Genomic DNA, 26423 nt, shown 5'->3' with positions numbered 1-26423 from the left:
GCGGCCCGGACGAGGGCCGTCCGACAGCAGCCGGACGAGGGCCGTCCGACAGCAGCCGGACGAGGGCTGTCCGATATCCGAAACTGGCTGACCGGCTTCTGACCGGTTTCCCCTCTTGACGCTGCCCCGCCCCACCCCCAACATCAGGCAACGCACCACGCGCCCCACCTCTGCTCAGTACAGCTCCAGCGCCCTGCGGCATCCGCGTCGCAGGGCGTCAGTACGTTCCGTCCCCCTCGCTGTTCGGAATTCGGAGCCCCACATGAAGATCTCCAGACCTGCCATACCCCGCACCCTGAGACGGGTCACCGCGGGCGTCGCCACCCTCGCCGCCGCCGGACTGCTCGCCACCGCCGCGCCCACGGCACTGGCGGCACCCTCCCCGACGCTCGCGGCACCCGACATCCCGCTCGCCAACGTCAAGGCGCACCTCTCCCAGTTCCAGTCCATCGCCTCGGCCAACGGCGGCAACCGCGCCCACGGCCGCCCCGGCTACAAGGCCTCCATCGACTACGCGAAGGCCAAGCTGGACGCGGCCGGGTTCACCACCACCGTGCAGCAGTTCACCTCCAGCGGCGCGACCGGCTACAACCTCATCGCGGACTGGCCGGGCGGCGACCCGAACAAGGTCCTGATGGCGGGCGCCCACCTCGACAGCGTCAGCTCGGGCCCCGGCATCAACGACAACGGCTCGGGCTCGGCAGGAGTCCTGGAGACCGCGCTCGCCGTGTCACGAGCTCAGTTGCAGCCGACGAAACACCTGCGGTTCGCCTGGTGGGGCGCGGAGGAGCTGGGTCTGGTCGGCTCGAAGTACTACGTCAACAACCTTCCCTCCACCGAGCGTTCGAAGGTCGCGGGCTACCTCAACTTCGACATGATCGGCTCCCCGAACCCGGGCTACTTCGTCTACGACGACGACCCCACGATCGAGAAGACCTTCAAGGACTACTACGCGGGTCTGAACGTCCCCACGGAGATAGAGACCGAGGGTGACGGCCGCTCCGACCACGCCAGTTTCAAGAACGTGGGCATCCCGGTCGGCGGTCTCTTCACCGGCGCGAGCCGCACGAAGTCCAGCGCCCAGGCCCAGAAGTGGGGCGGCACGGCCGGCCAGGCCTTCGACCGCTGCTACCACTCGTCGTGCGACACCACGTCGAACATCAACGACACCGCCCTGGACCGCAACAGCGACGCCATCGCGCACGCCGTCTGGACCCTCGGCACGGATACCCCCGTCCCGCCGGGCGACTCGTACGAGAACACCGCGGACGTCGCCATCCCGGACAACGGCGCGGCCGTCACCTCGACGGTGAACGTGACCGGCCGCACGGGCAACGCCCCGGCCACGCTCAAGGCGGACGTCGACATCCGGCACACCTGGCGCGGCGACGTGGTCGTCGACCTGCTCGCGCCCGACGGCACGGCGTACCGCCTGAAGAACTCCAGTGGCAACGACTCGGCGGACAACGTCATCGCGACGTACACCGTCAACGCGTCGAGCGAGGCGGCCAACGGCGCCTGGAAGCTGCGCGTACAGGACGTGGCAGCGCAGGACACCGGCTACATCAACAGCTGGAAGCTGACGTTCTGAGGCGTTGTTGACCGGACACGCCTCGGGGCCCGGCAGCGTTCGTCCGCTGCCGGGCCCCGATGACGTGAACCGCCGCTCAGCCCTCCGTGGGCGCCAGCGTCAGCGAGATGGAGTTGATGCAGTACCGCTGGTCCGTCGGCGTCGCGTAGCCCTCGCCCTCGAATACGTGGCCGAGGTGCGAGCCGCAGCGGGCGCAGCGGACCTCCGTGCGGACCATGCCGTGCGAGGAGTCCTGGAGGAGCTCGACCGCGTCCGTGTCCTTGGGGTCGAAGAAGCTCGGCCAGCCGCAGTGCGACTCGAACTTCTCCTCCGAGGTGAACAGCTCCGCGCCGCAGGCGCGACAGGAGTAGACACCCTTGGTCTTGGTGTCGGTGTACTCACCCACGAACGCGGGCTCGGTGCCCGCCTGGCGCAGCACCGCGTACTCCGAGGGGCTGAGCTCCGCGCGCCACTGCTCGTCCGGCTTCTCGACGTCGTACGACATGAGACTGAACCCCTTACTTCGAAAGCTCTGCCAAGATCTGCGGGCCGAGGTCCGTGACGTCGCCCGCTCCCATGGTGAGAACGAGATCGCCGGGCCTCGTCATTCCCGCGATGACCGCGGCGGCGTCGCCCTTGTCGTGCACGGGCCGTACGTCGGCGCCGGCCTCGGCCGCCGCGTCGATGATCAGTGCGCTGGTGATGCCCGGGATCGGGTCCTCGCGCGCGGGGTAGATGTCGAGGACCACGGAGGCGTCCGCGAGGCCCAGGGCCTGGCCCATCTCCTTGCCGAGCTCCTGCGTGCGGGAGAAGAGGTGGGGCTGGAAGAGGACGAGGATGCGCGAGTCGCCCGCGGAGGAACGCATCGCCTCCAGGTCCGCGGTCATCTCGGTGGGGTGGTGCGCGTACGAGTCGATGACCTGGACGCCCGCGGCCTCGCCCTTGAGCTGCAGGCGGCGCTTGACGCCGGTGTACGAGCCGATGGCCGACGCGAGGTTGTGTGCCGGGATGCCGAGGGCGATGCCCGCGGCGAGGGCGGCCACCGCGTTGTGGGCGTAGTGGCGGCCGGGGACCGAGACCGTGAAGGTCAGGAACTTGCCGTTCAGGACGACGGTGACCTCGCTGGTCAGGCCGCGCGGGGTGATCTTGTGGACGCGCAGGTCGGCGCCCTCGGACTCGCCGTACGTGACGACCTTCAGCTCGCCCTGGCCACGGACGCGCTTCGTCAGCTCGGCGGCACCTTCCTGGTCCGCCGCGATCACCAGCGTGCCGCCGGGAACGATCTTCCCCGCGAAGGTCTCGAAGGACTCGTAGATCTCGTCCATCGACGCGTAGTTGGCGTGGTGGTCGAGCTCCACGTTCAGGACGATGGCGACCTCGGGCGCGTACTTGTGGAAGCTGCGGTCGCTTTCGTCCGCCTCGGCCACGAAGATGTCGCCGTCGCCGTGCAGCGCGTTCGAACCCGGCGCGTCCAGGTCGCCGCCGATCGCGTACGACGGGTCGAGGCCCAGGGTGGAGAGGGTGACGGCGAGCATCGACGTCGTCGTGGTCTTGCCGTGCGTGCCGGCCACCGCGATCGGACGCAGGCCCTCCATGAGGGAGGCGAGCGCGTCCGAGCGGTGGACGACCGGAATGCCCAGCTCGGTGGCGCGGGCCAGCTCGGGGTTGTCGGCACGGATCGCGGAGGAGACGACGACGCAGGTGGCGTCGGACGCGAGGTGCGCGGCGTCGTGGCCGATGTGGACCGTGGCGCCCAGGGTCCGCAGGGCCTCGGCCGTGGCCGAATCCCGCGCGTCGCTGCCGGCGACCTTGGCCCCGCGCTGGGCCAGGATCTTGGCGATGCCCGACATTCCGGCGCCGCCGATGCCGATGAAGTGCGGTCGGTCCATGGCGGTGGGCAGGCCGGGTGCCATACGTGTGTCTCCCCAAGAGTCCAAGAGTTACGGCAGATGAGCAGGGCCCAGACTATTGCCTCGGGCAGGCACCGGGCACACCTGAGCCCCGCCTGAGCCCCGCCGGACGCCGCCGCGCTCAGTCCTTCGCGTGCGAGAACAGCTTCAGGACCGGTACGCCCACCTTGTGCCGCGCCCGCGAGGCCCAGTCCCGGTGGAAGAACTCCTCCACGTAGTGCGGGTCGGTCAGCACGATGACCTCGTCCGCGTTCGCCTCGTCGACCAGCTGCTTGAGCGCGTCGAGGGGGTGGTCCTCGATCAGCCGTCCCGCTGCCTCGCAGCCCGCCGCGCGCAGCGCCGTCAGCGAGACCTCCAGGGCCTTCTGCGCGGGAGCCGTGGCGTCCTGCCCCTCGGGTACGTCGCCTTCCTTCGCCGCCTCGTCGAGCTCCCCCAGAGCCACGTCGTCGATGGCCCGAAGGAGGCGGTCCGCCTGATCTCCGCGGGGCTGGAGCAGCACCCGGAAGCTGACCGTCTCGTCGCCGTGCAAGGTGGTGACGAACTCCACGTCGGCGGACGTCAGGGCCTTCTCGATCATCAATACGCTTGTGAACACGACAGGCGCCCTTCTCATCCGTGGGCTGCCGAGTGTCTGTCTCGACAGGCCCCTGCGGAAACCATCCTGCCCCGTGGCCGCACGGGGTCTGCGACTTTTAGTGTGCCCAACGGAAGCGAAACGGAACGGCTGATTCCGCTGATTGTCAGGTTCGACGGTATCGGGTGAAGAGGAACCCGGCCTCCTCCAGTACGGACGCCAGTGCGAACCGCTCCGGCACCGCCAACGCCGACCCCCAGGCGATCCGCTGCGCGTCGCCCGCGGTGAGCATCGGGGACACCGTCAGACAGAGCTCGTCCAGGGCTCCCGCCGCCACGAACTGGCCGAGCAGCCGGGGCCCGCCCTCCGTGAGCAACCGGGTCAGGCCACGCCCGGCCAGAGCGGGCGCGACCCGCTCCGGCTCGACCGCGGTCCCCTCCCCCGCGACCACCACCACGGCACCCGCCTTCTCGGCGGCCGCGACCCGGTCGGCGGGGGCCGCGGCACCGGTCACCACGAGCGTGGGCACAAGGGGCGAGGTGAAAAGCGGAAGGCTGAAATCCAGGTCGAGGCTCGCACTGACGACGGCGATAGCGGGCGCCACCGACTGTCCGGCCGCCGCCCTGCGCTCCGCGAAGGCCTCACGCGCGCGTGCCGGGCGGTAACCCTCCTGGCGGACCGTCTCGGCACCGACGACCACGACATCGGCGACCGCACGCAGGGTGCCGAAGATCTTCATGTCCGTGTCGTTCGAGATGGGGTGCGAGCGGCCGTCGTGCTGGGCCGCCCCGTCCAGCGTGGACACCATGTTGGCGCGCAGCCAGGAGGTCGCGTCCGGAGGATAGGCGTACGCGTCGGCCAGCTCCCCCAGTCCCCACTCTCGTACTGATGTTTCGTCTGTCTGGTCGGTCACAGGGAACAGGCGTCGCATGCCCAGCAGTCTCGCACGGCCCTTAGGGTTAGGAACCGTGTCGTCCTCCACCGCCGCCTCCGGGCAGAGCCCCATAGCCGAAGCGGCTCCCCTGTCGCTGTGCGCCCGCGAGCCCCATGTCCCCGCCGACCGCCTGGTCGCCGAGATGGTGCCGCCCCCGCGCTTCGACTCCGTCCGCTTCGATACGTACATCCCGGACCCGAACCAGCCGAGCCAGACCGAGGCCGTGCGGGTCCTGAGCGGCTTCGCGGCCGGGCTCGGCGGGGCGCACGCCTCCGGCGCGGGCAAGAAGCGCTGGTTCGGCCGCGCCAAGCCCGCGGCCCCCACCGGCCCCCGGGGCGTCTACCTCGACGGTGGCTACGGAGTGGGCAAGACCCACCTGCTCGCCTCCCTCTGGCACGCGACGCCCGCGGCGCCCGAACAGAAGGCGTTCGGCACCTTCGTCGAGCTGACGAACCTGGTCGGCGCGCTCGGCTTCCAGCAGACCGTGCGCACCCTCAGCGGTCACCGGCTGCTCTGCATCGACGAGTTCGAACTCGATGACCCGGGCGACACGGTGCTCGTCTCCTCGCTGCTCGCGCGGCTCGTCGACGAGGGCGTGGCGCTCGCCGCCACCTCGAACACGCTGCCGGGCAAGCTCGGCGAGGGAAGGTTCGCGTCCGCCGACTTCCTGCGCGAGATCCAGGGCCTGGCCACCCACTTCAAGTCGCTGCGCATCGACGGCGAGGACTACCGCCACCGGGGCCTGCCGGAAGCTCCCGCTCCGTACTCGGAGGGGCAGGTCACGAAGGCCGCGTACGCGACGGAGGGCGCGAGCCTCGACGACTTCCCGCAGCTGCTCGACCACCTCGCGCGCGTGCACCCCAGCCGGTACGGGGCGCTCACCGACGACCTCCGGGCCGTCTGCCTCACCGACGTGATGCCCGTGCCCGACCAGTCGACCGCCCTGCGCCTGGTGGTGCTCGCCGACCGGCTGTACGACCGCGAGGTCCCGGTGCTCGCCTCGGGTGTCCCCTTCGACCAGTTGTTCAGCGAGGAGATGCTGAACGGCGGCTACCGGAAGAAGTACTTCCGGGCGATATCCCGGCTCACGGCCCTGGCACGGGACGCGAAGAGCCTCGTAAAGCCGTAGCGACTCACGCTACGCGCGTGGTTCCCGCACGCCTAGGCGCGTGGTACACACATCCGGTCATGTTCCTGTCCGCCAGCAGGAGGTCGACCTTTTATGTCCACGACACGACGTCAGGTGCTCGCCCGAACCGGTGCGGTGGGTGCGGGAATCGCCTTCACCGGCGCCCTCACGGAACTCTTCGCGGGGAGCGCGGCCGCGCAGGGCAAGGCCGGGTACGGGCCGCTGGTGCCCGACCCGGCCGGGCTGCTCGATCTGCCGAAAGGTTTCCGCTACAAGGTCCTCTCGCGGGAGGGCGGCGACCTGCCCTCCGGTGAGGGGAAGGTGCCGAGCAACTTCGACGGCATGGACGCGTTCCGCGGCAAGCGCGGGGGCGTGCACCTCGTCCGCAACCACGAGAACCGGCACAACGGAAGAACCCCCGTGCCCACGGTCAAGGGCCTCACCTACGACCCGATGGGCAAGGGCGGCTGTACGGCACTCGCGCTCGACCGCCACAACAACGTCCTGAGCGAGCGCGTCGCCATCGCCGGGACCGCGGTCAACTGCGCGGGCGGGCCCACCCCTTGGGGCACCTGGCTCACCTGCGAGGAGACCGAGGACAAGGCCGGCACGAACGGCTACACCAAGGACCACGGCTTCATCTTCGAGGTCGACCCTGTCGACCCGCGCCGCACGGGAGCCGTGCCGCTCACCGCGATGGGCCGATTCCAGCACGAGGCGATCGCCGTCGACCCCAGGCGGGGCGTGGTCTACGAGACCGAGGACGCCTTCCTCAAGCCCTTCGGCCTCTTCTACCGCTTCCTGCCCAAGAAGCCCGAGGGAGGCCGCGGTTCGCTCCGCGCGGGCGGCAGGCTGCAGGCCATGCGCGTACCCGGCGTGCCCGACCTGTCCGCGATCCAGGAGACGGGCGCGTCCTTCGGCGGCGTCGAATGGGTCGACGTACCCGACCCGCTCGCCGTCCAGACGCCCATCCGGCTGCAGGACTTCGGACCGAAGGGCATCACGCACGCGCAGAAACTGGAGGGCTGTTACTGGGGCGGCAGCTCCGTCTACTTCGTGTCGTCCTTCGCGCACAGCGCGGAGGGCTCGGCAGCCGACCACTTCGGGCAGATCTGGCGCTACGAACCGTCGAAACGCCGCCTCACCCTGGTGATCGTCTTCGGCCCGAGCACCGACATCCAGCTGCCCGGCGAGTCCCCCGACAACATCTGCCTCGCGCCCAGCGGCGGCCTGATGGTGGCCGAGGACGGCGGCGGCGCCCAGCACGTGTACGGCGTGACGCGCCGGGGCGAGGTCTACGCGATGGCCCGCGGCCGGCAGAACGTCGGCACCCCCGAGGAGCCCGAGTGGGGCGAGTTCGCGGGCGTCTCGTTCTCGCCGGACCACGACACGATGTACGTCAACTGCTACAACCCCGGCACCACGTTCGCCGTGACGGGGCCCTGGCACCGGACCTGATCCGACCCGCCAGTGACCGGACGGGGTGCGCGGCGGTCGTCGCGCACCCCACCCGTGGCACCTGCTAGGAGCCGATCACCGGGTAGTGGTCGGACAGGTTGGTGTACGTGTACCGCTTCCCCCAACTGGACACCGTCCAGGGTGCGCTCTGCTCCTTGACGACCTCGTTGTGCCAGGTGGCGGGGCGAGCGTGGCCCTTGCGGTGCAAGACGTGGTCAAGATCTTCGCGGGGGTCGTCCGGGTAGCGCTCGGACGCGATGGAGTTGTCCTGGGTGTCGAAGGAGTACGGGTGGCCCCTGCGGCCGTCCGCGGGCGCGAAGTTGCCGTCGGCGAGCATCGAGGCGTACTCACCGCTGTGCGCGTCGACGTTGAAGTCCCCTGCCACGATGACCTGTTCGCCCGCCGGGATGTTCTTGGCGGCCAGGAAGGCGTCCATCTCCTTGAACTGCAGGGCGCGTGTCGCGGCCGCCTCGCCGGAGCCGCAGCCCGGGTCGGTGGACTGGGCGTGGGTGCCGACGACGTGCACCTTCGTGCCGTTCACGTTCAACTGGGCATAGACGAAGCCCTTGTTGGAGTACGAGTCGGAGCCGCAGGCGTCCTTGTAGACGTACTGTTCCTTGCGCTGGATCGGCCACTTGCTCAGGACGGTCACGCCGCCGTCCTCCGGGGTCACCGCCGAGTACGCGCCACCGGTGGCGTCCCAGCCGTTCTTGCTGCGGCCCATGACGGGGGTCTGGTGCGGGTAGCGGTCCGCCGCCTCGGCCTTCAGCGCGTCGGACGAGGAGTTGTCGAACGCCTCCTGGAGGACGACGACGTCCTTGCCCTGGAAGAAGTCCGCGGCCGGTATGGCCTTGGCGCGGTGGTCCTGGCCCCAGTTCGGGTAGAGGTTCTTGCTGAAGAGGAACGCGTTGTACGAGAGCACCTTGAGTGCGGGAGTGTCGACGGAGGCGGCAGGCGCGTCGGCGGCGGTCGCGGCCGGCGCGACGGCGGTGAGCGTGGCCGCGGCGAGCACGGTGGTGATCGCGGCGGCGTGAGTCCTGCGCAGCGCTGGGTGCGGCACTGAATCTCCTGGTGGTGGGGGGTTGTTGGGGGCGTGCACGCGATGTGCGTGTGGTGCACGCGGCGTGGCTGATGGGGCGCCGCACATCCAATCAGCCGTGATTACTTCTGGGGATACGTCGCGTGAACAAAGAACGCGCGTCGGGAGAGCGATGATTTTGTGCGTCCCGCCAGGACGCGATGCGGCCCGCCGGAACGTGAACAGCCGGGGGCCGACCTGGTGTTCACAGGTCGGCGAGCGCGCTCTCCACCGTGTCGAGCAGTGCCTGCCGGTCGTCCTGGACGCGGGCGAGGACGCGCAGGCCGTAGTACGTGCTCTGCACCCGGCGGGCGACGGTCCGCGCGTCGGCCGTCGACCGGAGCTCACCCGTGCGCCGGCCGGTCGCCACGACCGCGCGCAGCTCCTCCTCCACCTGGTCGAAGTTGCGCCGCACCGCGTCCTTGACCTCCGGGTCGAGCCCGCCGATCTCGACGGCCGCGTTGATCGCGAAGCAGCCGCGTCCGTCCGCCTCGTCGAGATCGGCGTCCAAGGCGTGGACCATCATGTCCCGCAACCGCTCCTTGGCCGTGCCTTCGCCCCGCAGGATCGCGACCTGCTCGGCCGTGCTCGTCTCGTGGTAGCGCCGCAGCGCGCGCAGATAGAGCTGCCGCTTGCCGCCGAAGGTGTTGTAGAGGCTGGAGGGGCCGAGGCCGGTGCTGTCGCAGAGCGCACGGGTCGAGGTGCCCTCGTAGCCGTGGCGCCAGAAGGTGTCCATGGCCGCGGTGATGACGCGGTCCTCGTCGAACTCTCTCGGCCTGGCCATGGACCCCACAGTACGGGTTTTGGAACACACGTACAAAACAGCGCGGCGATCCTCGACGAAATGCCGACTGGCCTCCCTCATCAGGCCTGCGTCATACGGGCGCGCGTGCGTTCAAGGGTCGGCGCCGCGCCGTCCCGCCGCTCCGCCCGCTGGAGCCGCCGGGCCCAGAGCACCGCCACCGTCCCGGCAGTGGCGAGCGCGGTGCCGACCCAGGCCACGGAGGCGTAACCGAACCCGGCGTCGATGGTCAGGCCGCCGAGGAGCGGGGCCAGGGTGTTGCCGACGTTGAACGCGGCCGTGTTGGTGGCGCCGACCAGCGTCGGGGCGGCCGGGGCGAGGGTGAACACCCGTGACTGCAGGGCGGGGTTGGTGACGTACCCGGTAAGGCCCAGGAGGAAGACAAGCACGATCACGACGACCACGGAACCGGCCGTCAGCGCGAGCAGCGCGGAGAAGACCGCGAGCGCCCCGAGCCCCAGGCCGAGGGTCCGCAGGGGACGGGCTTCGGCCGTGCGTCCGCCGATGACGAGGCCCACCATCCCGCCGACACCGAACAGGGCGAGAACCGCCGGCACCCACCCCTCGGGCACTCCGCTCACTTCGGTCAGCAGCGGGGCGAGATAGCTGAAGGTGACGATGACCGCGCCGAAAGCGAAGGCCGTGACGGCGTACGAGAGCCAGAGCTGGGGCCGCGCCATGCCGCGCAGTTCCTCCCTCGCCGACGTACGCCCGGCCTCGGACCGGCCGCCGGGGACGACGAGCAGCGTGCAGACGAGGCTCACCAGGGTGGCGGCGGCCACCGCCCAGAACGCGGCACGCCAGCTGGAGTACTGGCTCAGCAGGGTGCCGGCCGGCACGCCGACGACCGTGGCCAGCGTCAGGCCGCCCGCCACCACGGCGACCGCCTTGCCCTTGGCGGCGGGCGGCACGAGGGCGACCGCGGTGGCCACGGCCACGCCCCAGTACCCCGCGTACGCGAGAGCGCTGACCACGCGCGTGACGAAGAGGACCTCGTAGCCGGGCGCGAGCGCGCCGATCACGTGGGCGACGACGAAGGCCGCCTGGAGGGAGACCAGTGCGGTCCGTCGGGGCCAGCTCAGGGTGGCCACCGCGAGCAGCGGTGCGCCGACGACCATGCCGATCGCGAAGGCGGAGATCAGCAGCCCCGCGTCCGGAATCGACACCCCGAGGTCGGCGGCCATGCCCGGCAGGAGGCCCGACAGCATGAACTCGGAGGTCCCCTGGGTGAAGATGCCGAACCCAACCACGTATACCGCAGGCGGCATTGCTGCTCCTCCTGATCGCGATCCACATTTTGGAGCACTCGCTCCAAAATCAACGATCGGGACGCTAGCACATTCTGAATCGATCGCTTCAAAATGGGTGCGGGCGGGGGGTTCGGGTCAGCGCGATGCGAGCCCGGCACCCCGCTCCGCGGAACGCCCGCCGGGCCGCTTGCCGCGCCGCCAGGCGGAGTACGAGCTGCTACGGCAGCGGTTCACGGAAGGGCTGCGCCAGACGGCGGCGGACGGCGCGTGACTTCGGAGGGCTGTCCGGAGGGCCGATCAGAGGGCTGATCGGAGGGGCGCCGTTCCGGAGAGGCCGGGGCCGGGGGGGGCGCCGCTCTCGCTGTTCACGTTGCTCTCCGCGGACCGGCGTTCCGCGCTCTTCCTGCAGGCTGCCGTCACGCCCGCACACGGGAGGCGGGGTCCGCGGTTCGGCCGTCCGGGGTGGCGTGGGGCGGCATGAAGCGCACCTAACCATTTCATCCTTTTTATGTCGATACGTTCGCCGGATGAACGCCCCGACACGCACACTGACCGCGCCAAGACCGGCCCCAAGGAGACGGAGGGCTCCGCGGCTCACCGCCGGCTGCGTCCTGAGCGCCCTCGCCCTCACCACGCTCGTAGCCTGCGGCGCCGACCCCGCGCCCGGCAGCCGCGACCGGACCGAGCACCCCAAGGCGGACGCGTCGCCCCGCCCCGCGACCCTCGCCCCCGGTCCCGCCGGCCTCACCCCCGTCTTCAAGAACGCCCCCCGCACCCCGGCGTCCGCCTCCCCCGCCGTCGCTCTGACCTTCGACGCCGACATGACTGCCGACCAGGGGTCACGTGCCGCTGCGGGCGAGCGGTTCGACAATCCGGCACTGGTGTCGACGCTGCGGCGCCTGAAGGTGCCCGCGACGTTCTTCATGACGGGGCGCTGGGCCGAGGAGTACCCGGCGCAGGCCAAGGACATCGGCCGGGATCCGCTCTTCGAGGTCGCCAACCACTCGTACAGCCACTACGCCTTCACCGAACGCTGCTACGGGCTGCCGACCGTGCCCGCCTCCCGTATGCACGACGACGTCGAGCGCGCCTTCGCCGCCTTCCGCAAGGCGGGCGTCGAGCATCAGGTGCCGTACTTCCGCTTCCCCGGCGGCTGCTACGACAAGCGGGCGCTGCGCGCGATCGCCCCCGGCGGTGTCACGGCCGTGCAGTGGGACGTGGTGAGCGGCGACGCCTTCGCGACGGACGCCGACGCCGTGGCCCGGCAGGTGCTCGACGGGGTGCGTCCCGGCTCGGTGGTCGTCATGCACTGCACGCGCAGCGCGGCGCCCACGACGGAACGTGCCCTGCGGACGATCGTCCCGAAGCTGCGCGAGCGCGGTTTCCGGTTCGTGAAGGTGTCGGAGCAGATCAGGGCGGCGGGCGCACGCGGCCAGGGTCCTGAGGGCCTCAAGCCCTAGCCTTGCGGGCATGGACGAGACCGCCGGCCCCCCCGCCACCAGCGAATCCGCCGATGCTGCCGGTCCCGCCACGGGCCCGTTCGCCGAGTGTGTGCTCTGCCGTGAGCCCACCGAGTATCCGGAGACGCACAAGGGCGTGACGCTGTGCCCCGTGTGCGAGTGGCACGAGGCACAGCGCACGGCCTGCTCGGGCTGAGCCCCTCTCTGACATCCGGACGTACTCAACCCCGGCGCGAGGCCAGCCCGCAGGCCGCTCCCACGGCGGGCGCGCCGACAGCAGGGCGCGCAGGGCGATGTCCGATTGGGTGGAGGGCACCGTCAGTCGCAGTGCCCCATCTCGGGAGTGCCCGGTGACGGTGCCCGGCAGGGAGGGCGGTGCGGCGCCCGGCGGGCCCTGCGCCTCGATCACGGTCACGGGGGGTTCCCGTCCCCTCGGCGCCTTCTTCAGGTGAAGTGCCCTCAAAAGTACGGGCGTTCACCGACGTACCGATCACCGCGTACGTCACGTCGACCGTCCCCGAGAGCCGGCGCGGGTCGTGGTCCACGAACACCACGGCGCCGCCCTCGGCGACCCGCTCGGCGACGGCCCGGTCGAGTTCGTCGCGGGCCGCCGTGTCCAGACCCGTCCAGGCCTCGTCGAGGACGAGCAACTCCGGCCCCGCGAGGAGCGCCTGGGCCACGGCGACCTTCTGACTGCTGCCCTTGGACAGTTCGGACAGGGGCGTACGGGCGTAGCTCCCGGCCCCGAAGCGCTCGAGCCACTCCTCAGCGCCCCGCGCGCCCGCTCCCCTCGCCAGGCCGTGGATGCGACCCAGGTGCGTGAGATACCCGGCGGCCGTGAACGGCAGCGCCACGGGGAAGCGTTCGGGAACGTACGCCGTGCGCGGCCGTCCGGCGACGCGGCCCTCCGTCGGGGCGTCGATCCCGGCGAACAACCGCAGCAGAGTGGACTTGCCGGTGCCGTTCGCCCCATCGACCCGCACCAGCGTGCCCGCGCCGACGCCCAGTCCGACGTTTCTCAGCACCCACGGCCCACCCATGGCGTAGCGCCGCCCCACCCCGTCGAGCCGCAGCACGGCCCCTGCGAGATCACTGTCCATGCGGTCATCCTCGCGCAGGGGCCACCGCCACGGGGCAAGAGCGGGAGGCGGGAGCAGGAACCGTGGGCGAGGCGAAGCCCCCGGCGGGTCCGATCTTCCGCCTGGCAGACTGGACGCGTGAGCAGCGACCAGACCGCCGGGATCTCCCAGCCGCAGGACATCCCAGACCCCCAGGACAGCCCCTTCCGGGTGGAGAAGACGACACGCGACGAGGCACCGCAGTACGTACTGCCGCTGGTGGCCCGCATCGAGCGCGCCGAGCCTCCGCATCGTACGGACGCCCTGGAGACCGCGGCCCGCGCGGTGCTCGTCATGCTCGGCGACGAGCGGTCCCTCGGCGACGGCGAGTGGGCGCAGGCCATGCGTGACTGGCAGGACGCCAGGATCCGCAAGGTGGTCCGGCGGGCCCGCGGCGCCGAGTGGCGGCGGGCCGAGGCGCTGCCCGGCATCACGGTCACGGGGAAGTCGGCGCAGGTCCGCGTCTTTCCCCCGGTGCCGTTGGACGGCTGGCCCAAGGACCTGGCCCGGCTCCAGGTCTCGGGCACGGACCTGGACGACCCGGAGGCGGTGCCGCCCGCGGACGCGACGGCACCGGTCCTGTGGATGAGCCCCGATGTCGACATGTCGGCGGGCAAGGCGATGGCACAGGCGGGGCACGGCGCCCAACTCGCCTGGTGGGAGCTGTCGGACGAGGAGCGCCGGGCCTGGCGCGACGCCGGTTACCCGCTCTCCGTCCGCACCCCGGACGCCGCACGTTGGAGCGAGCTCGTGGCGAGCGGCCTGCCGGTGGTACGGGACGCGGGCTTCACGGAGATCGCCCCCGGCTCCTGCACCGTGGTCGCCGACCACCCCGCCTTGCGCTGAGCCCACCCCGCGCCGCGAAGCCGACGACCGGCGGAACCGACGGCCGGCCCGGCGCCACGCGAGAGGATGTACCCGGGAAGAAGCCCACCGAGGCACGGCGTTGAGGAGATCCACATGGCGAGCGAGTCCCGTGTGAGCGTGAGCGCCGGTGCGGCCGGTGCCAAGCTTGACGGGCGCGTCGAGCGCGGCAACCAGACCCGGCGTCTCGTCCTGCGCCGCACGGTCGACATCGCCTCGGTCGAGGGCCTGGACGCGCTCTCCGTCGGCCGTCTCGCCACCGAGCTGAAGCTCAGCAAGAGCGGGGTCTTCGCGCTCTTCGGCTCCAAGGAGGAACTGCAGCTCGCGACCGTACGCGCGGCGGGCCGCATCTTCCTGGACGCCGTGGTGGAACCGGCCGGGCAGTCGCCGCCCGGCCTCGACCGGCTGCGGCAGCTGTGCGCGTGCTGGCTCGATTACTCGGAGCGGCGGGTCTTTCCCGGTGGCTGCTTCTTCTACGGGGTGATCGCCGAGTTCGGCGCCCGCGAGGGCGCCGTGCACGACGCGCTGGTCCGCGCCAACCGTGACTGGACCGGCCGGGTGGAGCGCTGCGTCACCGAGGCGCGCGACACCGGCGAACTGCTCCCGGACGCGGATGCTTCCCAGCTCGCCTTCGAGCTCATCGCCCCGATGGAGACGGCGAACGCGCACTCGGTGCTGCACGGCGAGCCGGAGGCCTACCGCAGGGCGGGCGTCGCCATCACGGCACGACTGCGCGCGGCGGCGACGGACCCCTCGCGAGTGCCCCCACTCCCCTGAGGTGCCGAGCCCGGCTCCTGGCGGGACTTTCCCGCCGACCGGCCGGGCTCATCCCGAACCAGCCGACTTCGCGAAACAAGTAGCACGACCGTTCGTTTAGATTTACGCTCCTCGCATGCCTTCACTGATCCCGCGATCAATCTCCCGTTCGCCCTGGCAACCCGGCCCGGAGGCACTCACGCCGGGCCCGGCCCTGGTGAGCGTCACGGAGTTCACCGCCCGCCGTCACTCCCAGACCCTCCCGATCGCCCTGGCGGGGCTGCGGCTGCGCCGGAGCTGGCCTCGTACGCCCGGCGCCGTCGGCATGTGGCTCTGGGCCGACCCGTGGCGCAAGCGCTCGGGTTCCGTCTCGGTCTGGACCGACGAGCGGTCGCTGTACGCGTTCGTCGGACGCCCCGACCACGTACGGATCGTCCGCGCGCACCGGGACCGGGGCGAGATGCGCGCCACCGCCTGGGCGGTCGGCCGATTCGATCCCGACGGCGCCTGGGCCACCGCGCACTCCTTGCTCACCGGCCCGGACCCCATCGGCTCAACTCCCCCGCCACCCGGCGCCGTTCACGCCACGGAAAGTGAGTGACACCCGCATGACGGACCTCATCGCACTCGACCGCGCCGCCCTCCAGGAATCCCTCCGCGTCCTGCGTGCGGTCCGTGACCCCGACTGGGAGCTTCCCTCCCCCTGCGCCGGCTGGACGCTGCGCGACCTGGTGGCCCACATGACCGCTCAGCACCACGGGTTCGCGGCGGCGGCTCGCGGATCGGGCGCCGATCGTACGTACTGGATCGCGCCGGACCTCGGACGCGACCCGTTCAAGGTCTACGACGAGTCGGTGCGCCATGTGCTGGCCGCGTTCGCCGAAGAGGGCCTCATGGAAAGGGGGTTCACGCTTCCCGAGATCGGCGGGACGTTCACGGGGCGGATCGCCGTCGGCTTCCATCTCCTGGACTACGTGGTGCACTCCTGGGACGTGGCGACGACCCTCGGGGTCGGCCTCGACCTCCCCGGGCCGGTCGTGGATGCCGCGCTCGACATCGGCCGCCGGGTGCCGAAGGATCCCGAACTCCGGGGGCCAGGCGCCGCGTTCGCGCCGGCCCTGCCCACACCGGAGGACGCCTCGCCGCTGGAGGAGATGCTGGCGCTCCTGGGGAGGTCGCCCACGTCACACAACGGCCGGGCAAAGCGTTGAACATCACGCACGCATCTTCCGTATCCCCTGGTACCAGGAAGTAGCTTGCCTCACGGCAGGTTGACGGGCAGGTCGACGGGCAGGAAGGCACGGCACATTGCGGCGCATCAACGGCACGGCTCTGATCATCGCGGCACTCGTGGTCACACTGGGCGCGCTCGCGTTCCCCATGTGGTCCTACGCGGACCGTTCGGGCACGGGGCCCGCCAATCTGGCCGCCGGTTCCGTGGCCACCCAGTGGGGTCCGCTCTCGGCGGCCGACCGCGATCTGCTGGTGAAGGTACGGCTGGCCGGCCTGTGGGAACTGCCCGCGGGCCAGCAGGCCGTCGAGCGGGCACCGACCGAGGCGATCAAGGAGGCCGGTGACCATCTGATCGTCGGCCACACGGACCTCGACAAGCGGGCCCGTGCGGTCGCCGCGCAGCTCGGCGTGGAGCTGCCGAACCAGCCCACCGCCCAACAGCAGGGCTGGCTGCAGGAGTTGACCGAGGCCGAGGGCATGGAGTATCAGCGGAAGTTCGCGAATCTGCTGCGGGTCGCGCACGGCAAGGTGTTCAGCGTGATCGCGCAGGTGCGGGACAGCACCCGCAACACGCTGATACGCCAGCTCGCCAGCGACTCCAACCAGACGGTCCTCGACCACATCACGATGCTGGAGGCCACCGGCCTCGTGGACTTCGACGACATCGCGAACGGCGGCGCGGCCACCGCCACGGCCAGCCCCAGCGGTCCTCCCCCGCCCTCCGGCGTCGCTCCCCCGGAGCCCCCGCCGGCCGGCCCGACCGGCGACGTGTCCACGACCTCGCGGCCCTCTCCGGCGCCGCCCGGCGAGGTCAACACGGACCGGCCGGAACCTCAAATGTAGCTCTGAACGTCCCTCCTCAGGGGTTCGGCCGTCCCGGCCGGGGCCATGACTCCTGCACACGTTCACAAGACACGTGGCGCGACGCGGGGTCTTGGCGGAGGAGGGGGATCATGAAACATCTGGGGACCGGAATCGGATGGCGTCCGGAGATCGCGGACGCCGTGGAACGGATGCCCGGCATCGACTGGGTCGAGGCCGTCGCGGAGAACCTGTGCCCCGGGCACCTCCCCGACTCCCTCCTGCGGCTGCGGGAACGCGGGGTCACGGTCGTGCCGCACGGCGTCTCGCTCGGCCTCGGCGGCGCCGACCGCCCCGACGAGACGCGCCTCGCCGCGCTCGCCGAGCGCGCGCAGGCGCTCGGCTCGCCGCTGGTCACCGAGCACATCGCGTTCGTGCGCGCCGGGGGCCCGCTGACGGCCTCGCAGCCGCTGGAGGCGGGCCATCTGCTGCCGGTGCCGCGCACCCGCGACGCCCTGGACGTGCTGTGCGAGAACGTGCGCATCGCGCAGGACGCGCTGCCGGTGCCGCTCGCCGTGGAGAACATCGCGGCGCTGATCTCCTGGCCGGGCGAGGAGATGACGGAGGGGCAGTTCCTGTACGAGCTCGTCGAGCGCACCGGCGTACGTCTCCTCATCGACGTCGCCAACCTCCACACGAATCACGTCAACCGCGGCGAGGACCCGTCGAAGGCCCTGGACGAGCTCCCGGTCGAGGCCATCGCGTACGTCCATGTCGCGGGCGGCTTCGAGCGGGACGGTGTCTGGCACGACAGTCACGCCCATCCGGTGCCCGAGCCGGTCCTGGCGATCCTGTCGGATCTGGCGGCTCGCGTGAGCCCTCCGGGTGTCCTGCTGGAACGGGACGAGAACTTTCCGGCGCCGCGCGAGCTGGAGCGGGAGCTGGAGGCGATACGGGAGAGGGTGCGGACGAAGGCGCCCGCATCCGGTGAGTGCGCTTCCGGTACGGCGCGGGACGCGGGTGAGCCCGGCGCGGAGACGGCGTCCGCCGCCGCCCCCGCCGCCGCCCGGCAGCGGCTCGCCCTCGCGCAGACCGCGCTCCTCTCCGCCCTGGTGGCCAGGACACCCGCGCCCGAGGGCTTCGACCGGGCCCGGCTGACCGTGCAGAGCCGGGCGTTGACCGGCAAGCGGGCGGACGTCGTGGCCAAGGTGGCGCCCGAGCTGCCGGAGATCCTCGGCGAGCGCTATCGCGCGGAGTTCTTCGCTTACGCGCAGTCGCGGCCGATGTCCGGCGGCTACCGACGTGACGCGCTGGACTTCGCCGAGCGGCTGCTGCTCGCCGGGCTGCCCGAGGACGCGGAGGCGCGGGGCAGGCTGACCCGGTGGTGGCTCGACCGGTCAGGGCCTGCGCCGCTGGACGCGCGGCCGGTCACCCGGTGGCTGCGGGCGGCGCGGTTCGCGCTGCGCCGGGGCTAGGGGGGCGGCAGCCGTGGAGATCCTGTCCATCTGTTTCGCCTTACTGGTCGCGGCCTCGTCGGCCGCTCTCCTCGTCGGCGTCTCGCGCATACGACAGGCCGCGCCGCCGCAGTCCGACGCCCGGCACGGCGCGGTGTTCGACCCAATGGAAGCCGCCTTCCTCGGCGGTGGCCCCGGCCGGGTCGCCGACGCCGCGATCGCGGCCATGCACGAGGACGGACGCCTGGTGGTCGCGTTCCCCGGTGTCGTCGCGCTCCGCTCGGCCGAGGTCCGCAACCCGGTGGAAGGCGCGGTGCTCCAGGCGCACGAGGCCGCGCCGAGCGGCGCCCTGCACTGGCTGCGCATCGGCGTGATGCGCAGCCCCGCCGTGCAGGCGATCGGCGACACGCTGGCCCGGCGCGGGCTCATGGTGCGCCCCGAGGCCCTTGTCCGCCTGCGGCGCCGCAAGATCCGGCACAACGCCCTGATCTTCATCGGGTTCTTCCTCGTCATCGGCGTCATCGCCGTCGAGGACGGCGACGGCCCTTCCTGGGATCCCGTGAGCACGGCGACGATCCTGCTGATCGTGGCCTGGGTGCTCGGCGCCCTGGTCGGCCTGCTCGGCGGCCGCGCCACCCGCACACGGGTGACCGCCACGGGCCGGACCGCTCTGGCGGAGTACCGCGCCGCGGGCGCGCTCTCGCCGGGCGCGGCATACCGCGTGGCCGTGGAAGGCCTGGTCGGCGTCCTCGACCCCGATCTGCGCGCCCAGCTCCAGGCCGCGCACCGCGTCCGGCCGGGTCGTACGGCGGCGACATCCTCGTCGTACGCAAGCTCCGGCTCGGGCACCATCGCGTGGTGCGGGGGCACGGGAAGCAGCTCGGCGTGCGGCGGCGCGAGCTGCGGCAGCTCCGGCTGCGGGGGCGGCTCCTCGTCGTGCGGCGGCGGTGGAGGGGGCGGCGGCTGCGGGGGCGGCGGAGGGGGCAGCTCCTAGGCGGCTGCCCGGCGCGCGGGCGCCGGGCAGGACCCGGACCCCGCGCCGTGGCGCGAAGGCGGCGACAAGGGCGGTTCGCCGCCCTCCGCCGCGTCCGCAGCACCCGCCCCGCATCCGATGCCCCTTACCCGTACGGCAGTTGACGTACTCCGCTCCGTATGGCGCAGGTGCCTCTCTGTGGCGCACTAACGTGCGGTGCCGCAACAGGAGGCGTCATGCGATCCATCAACGGCACCGGCCTCATCGTCGCGGGGCTCGTCGCGACGCTGGCCGCGCTGCTCTTTCCCGTCTGGTCGTACGAGGACAGGTCGGGCACCGGCCAGGACCTCCTCGACGCGGAGACCGTGTCGACGGAGTTCGGCCCGCTCTCCGCGCTCGACCGGGACTTCATCACCAAGGTGCGGCTCGCGGGCCTCTGGGAGCTGCCCGCAGGACAGCAGGCCGAGGCGCGCGGCACCACCAAGGCCGTACAGACGGCGGGCGAGCACCTGGTCGAGGGCCATACGTTCCTGGACGCGCGCGTACGCGAGGTGGCGACGCGGCTCAACATGGAACTGCCCAACCAGCCGACCTCGCAGCAGCGGGGCTGGCTCGACGAGATGAGCGACGCGCACGGCGGCGCGTACGACGAGAAGTTCGCCAACATCCTGCGCGCCGCCCACGGCAAGGTCTTCTCGGTGGTCGCCGAGGTCCGCGCGACCACCCGCAACTCGCTGGTGCGCGCCCTCGCGGACGACGCGAACACGACGGTCCTCGACCACATCACGGTCCTCGAAGGCACGGGCCTGGTCGACTTCGACGATCTGGCGCGGGACGCGGCGTCGGCGGGCCCCGTCCCGGTGACCCGCTCCCCCGCCCCGCCAGGACCGACCGAGTCCCCGGCTCCGGCGACCCCGGTCTCCCCCTCCCCCACGTTCTCGCTGCCTCCACCCGCCTCCCGCCCCAAGCCGAAGGAGGAGGGCCCCACGCAGGACAAGGGACCCAAGAAGGACAAGGGGCGTGACAGCGGCAAGGAGAAGCCCCGCAGCAAAGCGGAACGTTATGTACCCGCGACCCCGCGTCCGCATGCTGAATAACCCATGGCACTGCCCCGCCCCCTCGCATAGAACACCGGCATGTTCTGGCTTCCGCTCCTTCTCGTGGCCTGGGTCGCGACGGGCTTGTCCTGCGCCCGGCTCTGTCTCACGGCGTACCGCGCCGCCCGGCACGACGCGACACCGGGGCAAGGCCATGAACTGACGCTCTACGAAGCCGCGTTCCTCTCCGGCGGCCCCGCCCGTGTCACCGACCTCACCCTGGTGTCGATGGCCCGCGCCCGGCGTCTGCTGCTCGCGCACACCGGCTGGGCGACGGTCGTCGACCCGGTGGGCGGCGACGACATGGAGCGGTCCGTGCTCGGCGCGATAGGGCCGGGCGGGCAGTCACCGATAGCGCCGGTGCGCCGTGCGGCGGCCGGCACCGACGCGATGCGCGCCCTCGCCGACCGTCTCGTCGCGGCGGGACTCGCCCTGCCGGAAGGCACCTGGTCGGGGGTCGCGGGAGCGGTCAGGCAGGTGCGGGCGGCCGCGGCCGCGGTGCTCGCCCTCGGCACCGTCGCGCTGCTGATGCCGGCCCAGGACCCGCAAGGAGAGGTGCCCGTCGCGCTCTGGTTCGCGGCGGCCCTCGTCCTGAACGCGAGCTGCCTCGCCATCGCCCGCTTCGAGATCCACCCCTACCCGCGCTGGGCCTCGCCCGCGGGCCAGCTCCTGCTCAGCGCACTGCCCGCCCGCGGCGGCTCCGACCTCACCACCGTCGCCGTACGCGGCACCCGCGCCCTCGCCGACCCGGAACTCCGTGCGGCCTTCGCGCACCGGGACACGGCGCATCGGAGTCATTGAGCCCGACACGCCCGACACCGGCGGGGCGGTGCTTTACTTCGCCCAATACCAAACGAATCATCCCTTTTGTTCGAGCAACGCACGGCCGAATGAAGGGATGAAGAGCGATGAGAGCAGCAGCCGCCCTCTACGGAACCGCCGGATCCTTGGTCCTGACCGCACTCGTCGCCGCCCCCACGGGAAGCGCGTCCGCGGCCGACACCACCCCGTACCCGGAAACGCAGGGCACCCATATCGCGGCCCAGCGCGCGCAGGCGGCGGGTTTGCGCTTCGCCGCCTGCCCGAAGGCCGAGGGCCTGCCCCCCTCGGTCAAGTGCGCCACGGTCTCCGTGCCGCTGGACTACGCGGACCCGAGCGGCAGGCAGATCAGACTGACCGTCAGCCGCATCAAGGCCACGGAGCGGGCCGAACCGCGGCGCGGCAAGTCCGTGAAGCGGCAGGGCGCCCTCGTGTTCAACCCGGGCGGCCCCGGCGGCTCCGGCATGTACTTCCCGATGGTCGGCATGCTCCCCGAGTGGAAGCGCATCGCGGCGGCGTACGACCTGGTGGGCTACGCCCCGCGGGGTGTCGGCCGCTCGGCGCCGATCTCCTGCCAGGACCCCAAGGAGTTCGCCAAGGCCCCGACGCAGTCACCGACCCACCCCGACACCGCGTACAAACTGGAGCGCGTCAAGCAGGCCAAGGCGTACGCGGAGGGCTGCGTCAAGCGTTCCGGCAAGGCGGTGCGGCACTACACGAGTCTGAACAACGCCCGTGACCTGGACGTGCTGCGGGCGGCGCTCGGCGAGAAGAAGCTGACCTTCATGGGCGCCTCGTACGGCACCTACTTCGGCGCGGTGTACGCCTCGCTCTTCCCCTCGCACGTGCGCCGCATGGTCTTCGACTCGGCGGTCAACCCCGACCCGGCGCAGATCTGGTACCGCAACAACCTCGACCAGTCCGCGGCCTTCGAGCGGCGCTGGGCCGACTTCCGCGCCTGGGTGGCCAAGCACGACAAGACGTACCACCTGGGCAAGACGCCCGAAGCGGTGCTGCGCAGCTACGAGACGGTGCGCGACAAGCTGGCGGCCAAGCCCGCGGGCGGCAAGGTCGGCCCCGGCCAGCTGCAGTCGGCCTTCCTCCAGGCCGGGTACTACGACGACTACTGGCCGGCCCGCGCCTCGGCGCTCTCGGCGTACGTGAAGGGCGACCCGAAGCCGCTGATCGAACAGGCGGCGCCCGAGCCGAAGGCGGCCAAGGAGCAGGAGAACGGCAACGCGGTCTACACCGCGGTCGAGTGCAACGACGCGCCCTGGCCGACGGACTTCAAGACCTGGAACCGCGACAACTCGATGCTCGCGCGCGTCGCCCCCTTCGAGACCTGGGACAACGCCTGGATGAACCTGCCGTGCGCCTACTGGCCCGAGACCCGCCGGCAGCCCCTGGACGTCCGCACCGAGGCGGGGGAGCTGCCCCCGACGCTGATCCTGGCCGCCGAGCGGGACGCGGCGACCCCGTACGAGGGCGCGCGGGAGCTGAATCGCAGGCTGGGCGGTTCGGTCCTGGTGACCGAGCGGGACGCGGGCACCCATGGCATCGGTGCCGGACCCAACAAGTGCGTCAACGGCCACATGGAGGCCTACCTCCTCGAGGGCAGGCTCCCCGTGGAGCGCGCGGCGTGCGCACCCCACAAGGAGCCCGAGCCGCTGTCCGGCGAGCGGGCGGCGGCTCTCCCCGAGAAGCACTAGATGACGACTACAAGGCGCTGAGCCGCTCCAGCGGGAACGGCGGCTGGGCCAGCGGGCGCACCGCGAGCCGGGTCAGCGGCAGGGCGTTGTCGTCGCCCGCCGTGCGGTTGGCGTGCAGGACACCGCAGTGCGTGCAGCGGCAACCGATTCAACTAGGCGAGGCCCGCCACGAGGTCCGCCACCGACTTGCGGCGGCCGGTGTAGAACGGCACCTCTTCGCGGACGTGCATGCGTGCCTCGGAGGCGCGCAGGTGCCGCATGAGGTCGACGATGCGGTACAGCTCGTCCGCCTCGAAGGCGAGCAGCCACTCGTAGTCGCCGAGGGAGAACGAGGCGACGGTGTTGGCGCGCACGTCGGGGTAGCCGCGGGCCATCATGCCGTGGTCCTTGAGCATGCGGCGGCGGTCCTCGTCGGGCAGGAGGTACCAGTCGTAGGAGCGCACGAAGGGGTAGACGCTGATGTAATTGCGCGGCGTCTCGTCGGCCAGGAAGGCCGGGATGTGCGACTTGTTGAACTCGGCGGGGCGGTGCAGCGCCATGTTCGACCAGACCGGCTCCAGGGCGCGGCCCAGCTTGGTCCGCCGGAAGAGGTTGTAGGCCTCCTGCAGCTCGTCGGAGGTCTCGGCGTGCCACCAGATCATGACGTCCGCGTCGGCGCGCAGGCCCGACACGTCGTACGTGCCGCGGACGGTGATGTCCTTGGCGGCGAGCTGGTCGAACAGCTCCTGGACCTCGTCGGCGTAGCCGGCGCGGTCCTCGGGGAGCAGGTCCTTCAGCTTGAAGACGGACCACAGCGTGTAGCGGATGACCTCGTTGAGGTCCTTGGCCTTCTTGCCCGCGTTCGGGCTCTTGGCGGGGGCGTCGTCACTCATGGCCCTATTCTCCTCCGCCGCCGTGCAGACTCTGCACCGGGTTGGCGGTGAGCTCCTGCACACCGGCCAGGTCACCGCCCAGCTGATCGACGGCGGCGTACGCACTCGCGATGCACGCGGGGATGCCCACTCCGTCGTACGCCGCTCCGCACACGGCGAGGCCGGGCAGCTTGCTCACGTGCTCGCGGACGCGGGCCACGCGCGCGTGGTGGCCGACGGGGTACTGCGGCAGGCCGTCGTGCCAGCGGGTGACACGGGTGGCGACGGGCTCGGCGTCCAGGCCGGTGGCCGCGCGCAGGTCGTGCCGGGAGAGCTCGATCAGCTCGGCGTCCTCGCGCTTCAGTATCTGCGTTTCGCCATAGCGCCCCACCGACGTGCGCAGCACCAGCAGGTCAGGGTCTTCCTCGGCGATCCAGCCCCACTTGCGTGACGCGAAGGTGGACGCCTTGATGGTGTGCCCGTCGACGGGCGGCACGAGAAAACCGCTGCCTTCGGGGAGGTCGATCTCGCTGCGGCGGTAGGCGAGGGTCATCAGGGCCATGGAGGCGTACTCGACTCCTGCGAGCTCGGCCGCGGCGGCGGGCGCCTCGACGCCGAGCAGCGCGGCGGCGGCGTACGCGGGCACGGCGACGACCACGGCACCGGCGTCGATGGTGTACTCCTCGGTGCTCACCTGCCAGCCCTCCGGGGTGCGCCGCAGCTCGGTGACCGGCGTCCCGGTGCGGATGTCTCCGCCCCGCGCGCGTACCGACTCCGCGACGGCGAGCGGTAGTTGGCCGACGCCGCCCTCGATGCCCATGAAGACGGGCCCGGTCTGCTGGTTCTTGGCGGCGCGGGCCTGGATGGCGCGGACGCCCTCGGTGAGCGAGGCGTGCGTGCGGGCGGCCTCGAAGAGCTGCGGGACGGCCGAGCGCATCGAGATGCGGTACGCGTCACCCGCGTACACCCCGCCGAGCAGCGGCTCCACGAGGCGGTCGACGACCTCGCGGCCGAGGCGCGCGGCCACGTACTCACCGACCGCGACGTCGTCCCCGGCCTCGGTGGGCGGCAGGTCACGGTCCCGCTCGATGCGCTGAAGGCCTTCGTCGGAGAGCACTCCGGAGAGGGCCGACGCGTCGCCTGGCACGCCCATGACGTGGCCCTTGGGCATCGGCCGCAGGGCACCGCGGGTCCAGATCGCGGCGGTCGCCGTGGCGGGCGGCTGCAGCCGGTCGGCGAGGCCCACCTCGCGGGCCAGGGCGACGGCCTCGGGGCGGCGGGCCAGCATCGACTCGGCGCCGAGGTCGACGCGCACGCCCTCGATCTCGCCGGGAAGCAGCTTGCCGCCGAGCCTGTCCGAGGCCTCCAGGACGGTCACGCGGGCGCCGGTATCGAGCAATCGGTGGGCGGCGGCAAGGCCGGCGATCCCGCCGCCGATGACTACGACATGGCCCGTACGTGTGTCCGTTTCGCGCATGCCTCCACTCTACGAGTCGTGCTCCACGCGTCGCGCGAGTCCCGACCGTGACCCCATCGGGACCGGTCGGCAACCACCGTTCTGCCCCTCTCCGGCGTCAAAGGAGCATCAGTCACCACGACCCTCGGGGGTACGTCGAGATGCACGCGTCCAGTGAAAGCACGTCAAGGCACCGCACGGTCCAGGCGCTCTCGGCCCTCCTCCTGGCCGTCGCCCTCGCACTCACCGGCTGTACCGCGGGCGGCGACTCCGGCGGCGACAGCGACAAGGCGGCGGGCAGCGCCGCCCAGGAGGGGGCCGACGCGGCCGGCAACCGGGATTCCAAGGGGGTGGGCGGCGGCCAGGCGGACAAGTCCGGCAAGAAGAAGCCGCCCGAGCTCACCGGCACGCACATCATCCGCACCGCCACCCTGACCGTCCGCGTCAAGGACGTGCCCAAGGCCCTGGACGAGGCGCGCGCGGTGGCCGTCGACGCGGGCGGCGTCGTGGGCGACGAGACCACGGACCGCGACGGCCGGGGCCACGAGCGCTCCCGCGTCGTCCTGCGCGTCCCGCAGGACCGGTACGACGAGGTCCTGACGTCGCTCGAAGGAACCGGCAAGCTGATCGAGCGCAAGGCCAAGGCGCAGGACGTGACCGATCAGGTCGTCGACGTCGAGAGCCGCGTCAAGTCGCAGCGGGCGAGCGTCGCGCGGGTGCGGGAGCTGATGGACAAGGCGACGAAGCTGAGCGACGTGGTCACCCTGGAAGGGGAGTTGAGCTCCCGGCAGTCCGAACTGGAGGCGCTGCTCGCCCAGCAGTCCTCGCTCAAGGACCGTACGAGCATGTCCACGATCACGCTCTCGCTCAGCGAGACGGCGGTGAAGAAGGCGGACGCCGCCGATGACGACCCGACGTTCGTGGACGCGCTGTCCGGCGGCTGGAGTGCCTTCGTGACGATGCTGCGGTGGGTGGCGGTCGCCCTCGGCGCGATCCTGCCGTTCGTGGCGGTGGCGGCCCTGCTGTTCCTGCTGTGGCAGCGCCTGGTGCGGCCGAGGCTTGCGCGGCGGCCCGCTGCGGCGACGGCTCCCGCGGTCCCGGAGCGGGAGGGCGACGACGACTAGCGG

25 protein-coding genes and 2 pseudogenes are annotated in these 26423 nt (G+C 71.7%); 16 read left to right on the top strand and 11 right to left on the bottom strand.

Annotated features, from left to right (window positions below; translation table 11 throughout):
• Positions 1–262 precede the first annotated feature (262 nt).
• Entirely contained in the window at positions 263–1591 is a 1329-nt protein-coding gene (locus ACWD02_RS18435; protein WP_451211399.1) for a M28 family metallopeptidase, read from the top strand.
• 76 nt (positions 1592–1667) lie between these two features.
• Here the strand turns inward: ACWD02_RS18435 and msrB are convergent, their stop codons facing one another.
• The 4 genes from msrB to ACWD02_RS18415 form a co-directional block, all read right to left on the bottom strand.
• Entirely contained in the window at positions 1668–2075 is a 408-nt protein-coding gene (gene msrB / locus ACWD02_RS18430; RefSeq protein ID WP_361194822.1) for a peptide-methionine (R)-S-oxide reductase MsrB, read from the bottom strand.
• 13 nt (positions 2076–2088) lie between these two features.
• Positions 2089–3483, bottom strand: coding sequence for a UDP-N-acetylmuramate--L-alanine ligase (gene murC, locus ACWD02_RS18425; protein WP_451211396.1), 1395 nt, complete (start codon positions 3481–3483; stop codon positions 2089–2091).
• A gap of 118 nt (positions 3484–3601) precedes the next feature.
• A complete protein-coding gene (locus ACWD02_RS18420; protein ID WP_451211393.1) occupies positions 3602–4075 on the bottom strand; it encodes an indole-3-glycerol phosphate synthase in 474 nt (157 codons plus the stop codon).
• A 145-nt stretch (positions 4076–4220) separates the two neighbouring features.
• The gene (locus ACWD02_RS18415; RefSeq protein ID WP_451211390.1) at positions 4221–4985 is read right to left on the bottom strand and encodes a pyrimidine reductase family protein; all 765 of its coding nucleotides are present in this window, start codon (positions 4983–4985) and stop codon (positions 4221–4223) included.
• 37 nt (positions 4986–5022) lie between these two features.
• Between ACWD02_RS18415 and zapE the strand changes: the two genes are divergently transcribed.
• Together zapE and ACWD02_RS18405 are read left to right on the top strand one after the other, a co-directional pair.
• Positions 5023–6117 carry a cell division protein ZapE gene (zapE, locus tag ACWD02_RS18410; RefSeq protein ID WP_451211387.1) on the top strand — a complete coding sequence of 365 codons (1095 nt, stop codon included), beginning with the start codon at positions 5023–5025 and terminating at the stop codon, positions 6115–6117.
• Positions 6118–6210: 93 nt separating this feature from the next.
• Entirely contained in the window at positions 6211–7575 is a 1365-nt protein-coding gene (locus tag ACWD02_RS18405) for an alkaline phosphatase PhoX (protein WP_451211385.1), read from the top strand.
• Between the two features lie 64 nt (positions 7576–7639).
• Here ACWD02_RS18405 and sph read toward each other — a convergent pair whose 3' ends face one another.
• The 3 genes from sph to ACWD02_RS18390 form a co-directional block, all read right to left on the bottom strand.
• Positions 7640–8635 (bottom strand): sphingomyelin phosphodiesterase, encoded by a 996-nt coding sequence (gene sph, locus ACWD02_RS18400; RefSeq protein ID WP_451211382.1) that lies wholly within the window; start codon positions 8633–8635, stop codon positions 7640–7642.
• Positions 8636–8858: 223 nt separating this feature from the next.
• Positions 8859–9437 carry a TetR/AcrR family transcriptional regulator gene (locus ACWD02_RS18395; protein ID WP_451211378.1) on the bottom strand — a complete coding sequence of 193 codons (579 nt, stop codon included), beginning with the start codon at positions 9435–9437 and terminating at the stop codon, positions 8859–8861.
• A gap of 80 nt (positions 9438–9517) precedes the next feature.
• Positions 9518–10723 carry a Cmx/CmrA family chloramphenicol efflux MFS transporter gene (locus ACWD02_RS18390; RefSeq protein WP_451211375.1) on the bottom strand — a complete coding sequence of 402 codons (1206 nt, stop codon included), beginning with the start codon at positions 10721–10723 and terminating at the stop codon, positions 9518–9520.
• Positions 10724–11232: 509 nt separating this feature from the next.
• Here ACWD02_RS18390 and ACWD02_RS18385 point away from each other — a divergent pair.
• Positions 11233–12165, top strand: a complete 933-nt coding sequence (locus ACWD02_RS18385) for a polysaccharide deacetylase family protein (protein WP_451211372.1) — start codon at positions 11233–11235, stop codon at positions 12163–12165.
• A 10-nt stretch (positions 12166–12175) separates the two neighbouring features.
• Positions 12176–12361, top strand: a complete 186-nt coding sequence (locus ACWD02_RS18380) for a hypothetical protein (RefSeq protein ID WP_451212044.1) — start codon at positions 12176–12178, stop codon at positions 12359–12361.
• A gap of 39 nt (positions 12362–12400) precedes the next feature.
• Here ACWD02_RS18380 and ACWD02_RS18375 read toward each other — a convergent pair.
• A pseudogene (locus tag ACWD02_RS18375) lies at positions 12401–13265 on the bottom strand (ABC transporter ATP-binding protein); the annotation flags it as partial.
• A gap of 117 nt (positions 13266–13382) precedes the next feature.
• Here ACWD02_RS18375 and ACWD02_RS18370 point away from each other — a divergent pair.
• From ACWD02_RS18370 to ACWD02_RS18325, 10 genes are all read left to right on the top strand, one after another.
• Positions 13383–14129 (top strand): peptidyl-tRNA hydrolase, encoded by a 747-nt coding sequence (locus ACWD02_RS18370; protein ID WP_451211366.1) that lies wholly within the window; start codon positions 13383–13385, stop codon positions 14127–14129.
• 114 nt (positions 14130–14243) lie between these two features.
• A complete protein-coding gene (locus ACWD02_RS18365) occupies positions 14244–14924 on the top strand; it encodes a TetR/AcrR family transcriptional regulator (protein ID WP_451211364.1) in 681 nt (226 codons plus the stop codon).
• A gap of 115 nt (positions 14925–15039) precedes the next feature.
• Positions 15040–15504, top strand: coding sequence for a hypothetical protein (locus tag ACWD02_RS18360; RefSeq protein ID WP_451211361.1), 465 nt, complete (start codon positions 15040–15042; stop codon positions 15502–15504).
• Positions 15497–16114: a TIGR03086 family metal-binding protein gene (locus tag ACWD02_RS18355; RefSeq protein ID WP_451211359.1), complete on the top strand. Its 618-nt coding sequence runs from the start codon at positions 15497–15499 to the stop codon at positions 16112–16114. Before ACWD02_RS18360 ends, ACWD02_RS18355 begins: the two co-directional genes overlap by 8 nt.
• A gap of 97 nt (positions 16115–16211) precedes the next feature.
• Positions 16212–16979: a DUF4142 domain-containing protein gene (locus ACWD02_RS18350; RefSeq protein WP_451211356.1), complete on the top strand. Its 768-nt coding sequence runs from the start codon at positions 16212–16214 to the stop codon at positions 16977–16979.
• Between the two features lie 110 nt (positions 16980–17089).
• Positions 17090–18412: a DUF692 domain-containing protein gene (locus ACWD02_RS18345; RefSeq protein WP_451211353.1), complete on the top strand. Its 1323-nt coding sequence runs from the start codon at positions 17090–17092 to the stop codon at positions 18410–18412.
• A 13-nt stretch (positions 18413–18425) separates the two neighbouring features.
• Positions 18426–19385 carry a TIGR04222 domain-containing membrane protein gene (locus tag ACWD02_RS18340; RefSeq protein ID WP_451211350.1) on the top strand — a complete coding sequence of 320 codons (960 nt, stop codon included), beginning with the start codon at positions 18426–18428 and terminating at the stop codon, positions 19383–19385.
• A 215-nt stretch (positions 19386–19600) separates the two neighbouring features.
• A complete protein-coding gene (locus ACWD02_RS18335) occupies positions 19601–20461 on the top strand; it encodes a DUF4142 domain-containing protein (protein WP_451211347.1) in 861 nt (286 codons plus the stop codon).
• A 39-nt stretch (positions 20462–20500) separates the two neighbouring features.
• On the top strand, positions 20501–21262 hold the full coding sequence (locus tag ACWD02_RS18330) for a TIGR04222 domain-containing membrane protein (RefSeq protein WP_451211344.1): 762 nt from the start codon (positions 20501–20503) through the stop codon (positions 21260–21262).
• A gap of 107 nt (positions 21263–21369) precedes the next feature.
• Positions 21370–22989 (top strand): alpha/beta fold hydrolase, encoded by a 1620-nt coding sequence (locus tag ACWD02_RS18325; protein WP_451211341.1) that lies wholly within the window; start codon positions 21370–21372, stop codon positions 22987–22989.
• A gap of 7 nt (positions 22990–22996) precedes the next feature.
• Here the strand turns inward: ACWD02_RS18325 and ACWD02_RS18320 are convergent.
• From ACWD02_RS18320 to hemG, 3 genes and pseudogenes are all read right to left on the bottom strand, one after another.
• Positions 22997–23128: pseudogene (locus ACWD02_RS18320) on the bottom strand (RNHCP domain-containing protein); the annotation flags it as partial.
• A 13-nt stretch (positions 23129–23141) separates the two neighbouring features.
• On the bottom strand, positions 23142–23861 hold the full coding sequence (gene hemQ, locus ACWD02_RS18315) for a hydrogen peroxide-dependent heme synthase (protein WP_249587134.1): 720 nt from the start codon (positions 23859–23861) through the stop codon (positions 23142–23144).
• Between the two features lie 4 nt (positions 23862–23865).
• The gene (gene hemG / locus ACWD02_RS18310; protein WP_451211337.1) at positions 23866–25317 is read right to left on the bottom strand and encodes a protoporphyrinogen oxidase; all 1452 of its coding nucleotides are present in this window, start codon (positions 25315–25317) and stop codon (positions 23866–23868) included.
• Positions 25318–25457: 140 nt separating this feature from the next.
• Between hemG and ACWD02_RS18305 the strand changes: the two genes are divergently transcribed.
• Positions 25458–26420 carry a DUF4349 domain-containing protein gene (locus ACWD02_RS18305; RefSeq protein WP_451211334.1) on the top strand — a complete coding sequence of 321 codons (963 nt, stop codon included), beginning with the start codon at positions 25458–25460 and terminating at the stop codon, positions 26418–26420.
• Positions 26421–26423 lie beyond the last annotated feature (3 nt).

The organism is Streptomyces sp. NPDC002853 (genome assembly GCF_053591915.1).
The sequence above is the reverse complement of the archived record's forward strand: the minus strand, read 5'-3'. Positions and strand labels throughout refer to the sequence as shown.

Bases quoted from the DNA above. Each gene is read 5' to 3' on its own strand.
- ACWD02_RS18435 (WP_451211399.1), top strand. From the start codon at position 263: ATGAAGATCTCCAGACCTGCCATACCCCGCACCCTGAGACGGGTCACC.
- msrB (WP_361194822.1), bottom strand. From the start codon at position 2,075: ATGTCGTACGACGTCGAGAAGCCGGACGAGCAGTGGCGCGCGGAGCTC.
- murC (WP_451211396.1), bottom strand. From the start codon at position 3,483: ATGGCACCCGGCCTGCCCACCGCCATGGACCGACCGCACTTCATCGGC.
- ACWD02_RS18415 (WP_451211390.1), bottom strand. From the start codon at position 4,985: ATGCGACGCCTGTTCCCTGTGACCGACCAGACAGACGAAACATCAGTA.
- ACWD02_RS18405 (WP_451211385.1), top strand. From the start codon at position 6,211: ATGTCCACGACACGACGTCAGGTGCTCGCCCGAACCGGTGCGGTGGGT.
- ACWD02_RS18395 (WP_451211378.1), bottom strand. From the start codon at position 9,437: ATGGCCAGGCCGAGAGAGTTCGACGAGGACCGCGTCATCACCGCGGCC.
- ACWD02_RS18390 (WP_451211375.1), bottom strand. From the start codon at position 10,723: ATGCCGCCTGCGGTATACGTGGTTGGGTTCGGCATCTTCACCCAGGGG.
- ACWD02_RS18385 (WP_451211372.1), top strand. From the start codon at position 11,233: ATGAACGCCCCGACACGCACACTGACCGCGCCAAGACCGGCCCCAAGG.
- ACWD02_RS18380 (WP_451212044.1), top strand. From the start codon at position 12,176: ATGGACGAGACCGCCGGCCCCCCCGCCACCAGCGAATCCGCCGATGCT.
- ACWD02_RS18365 (WP_451211364.1), top strand. From the start codon at position 14,244: ATGGCGAGCGAGTCCCGTGTGAGCGTGAGCGCCGGTGCGGCCGGTGCC.
- ACWD02_RS18360 (WP_451211361.1), top strand. From the start codon at position 15,040: ATGCCTTCACTGATCCCGCGATCAATCTCCCGTTCGCCCTGGCAACCC.
- ACWD02_RS18345 (WP_451211353.1), top strand. From the start codon at position 17,090: ATGAAACATCTGGGGACCGGAATCGGATGGCGTCCGGAGATCGCGGAC.
- ACWD02_RS18335 (WP_451211347.1), top strand. From the start codon at position 19,601: ATGCGATCCATCAACGGCACCGGCCTCATCGTCGCGGGGCTCGTCGCG.
- ACWD02_RS18330 (WP_451211344.1), top strand. From the start codon at position 20,501: ATGTTCTGGCTTCCGCTCCTTCTCGTGGCCTGGGTCGCGACGGGCTTG.
- ACWD02_RS18325 (WP_451211341.1), top strand. From the start codon at position 21,370: ATGAGAGCAGCAGCCGCCCTCTACGGAACCGCCGGATCCTTGGTCCTG.
- hemQ (WP_249587134.1), bottom strand. From the start codon at position 23,861: ATGAGTGACGACGCCCCCGCCAAGAGCCCGAACGCGGGCAAGAAGGCC.
- hemG (WP_451211337.1), bottom strand. From the start codon at position 25,317: ATGCGCGAAACGGACACACGTACGGGCCATGTCGTAGTCATCGGCGGC.
- ACWD02_RS18305 (WP_451211334.1), top strand. From the start codon at position 25,458: ATGCACGCGTCCAGTGAAAGCACGTCAAGGCACCGCACGGTCCAGGCG.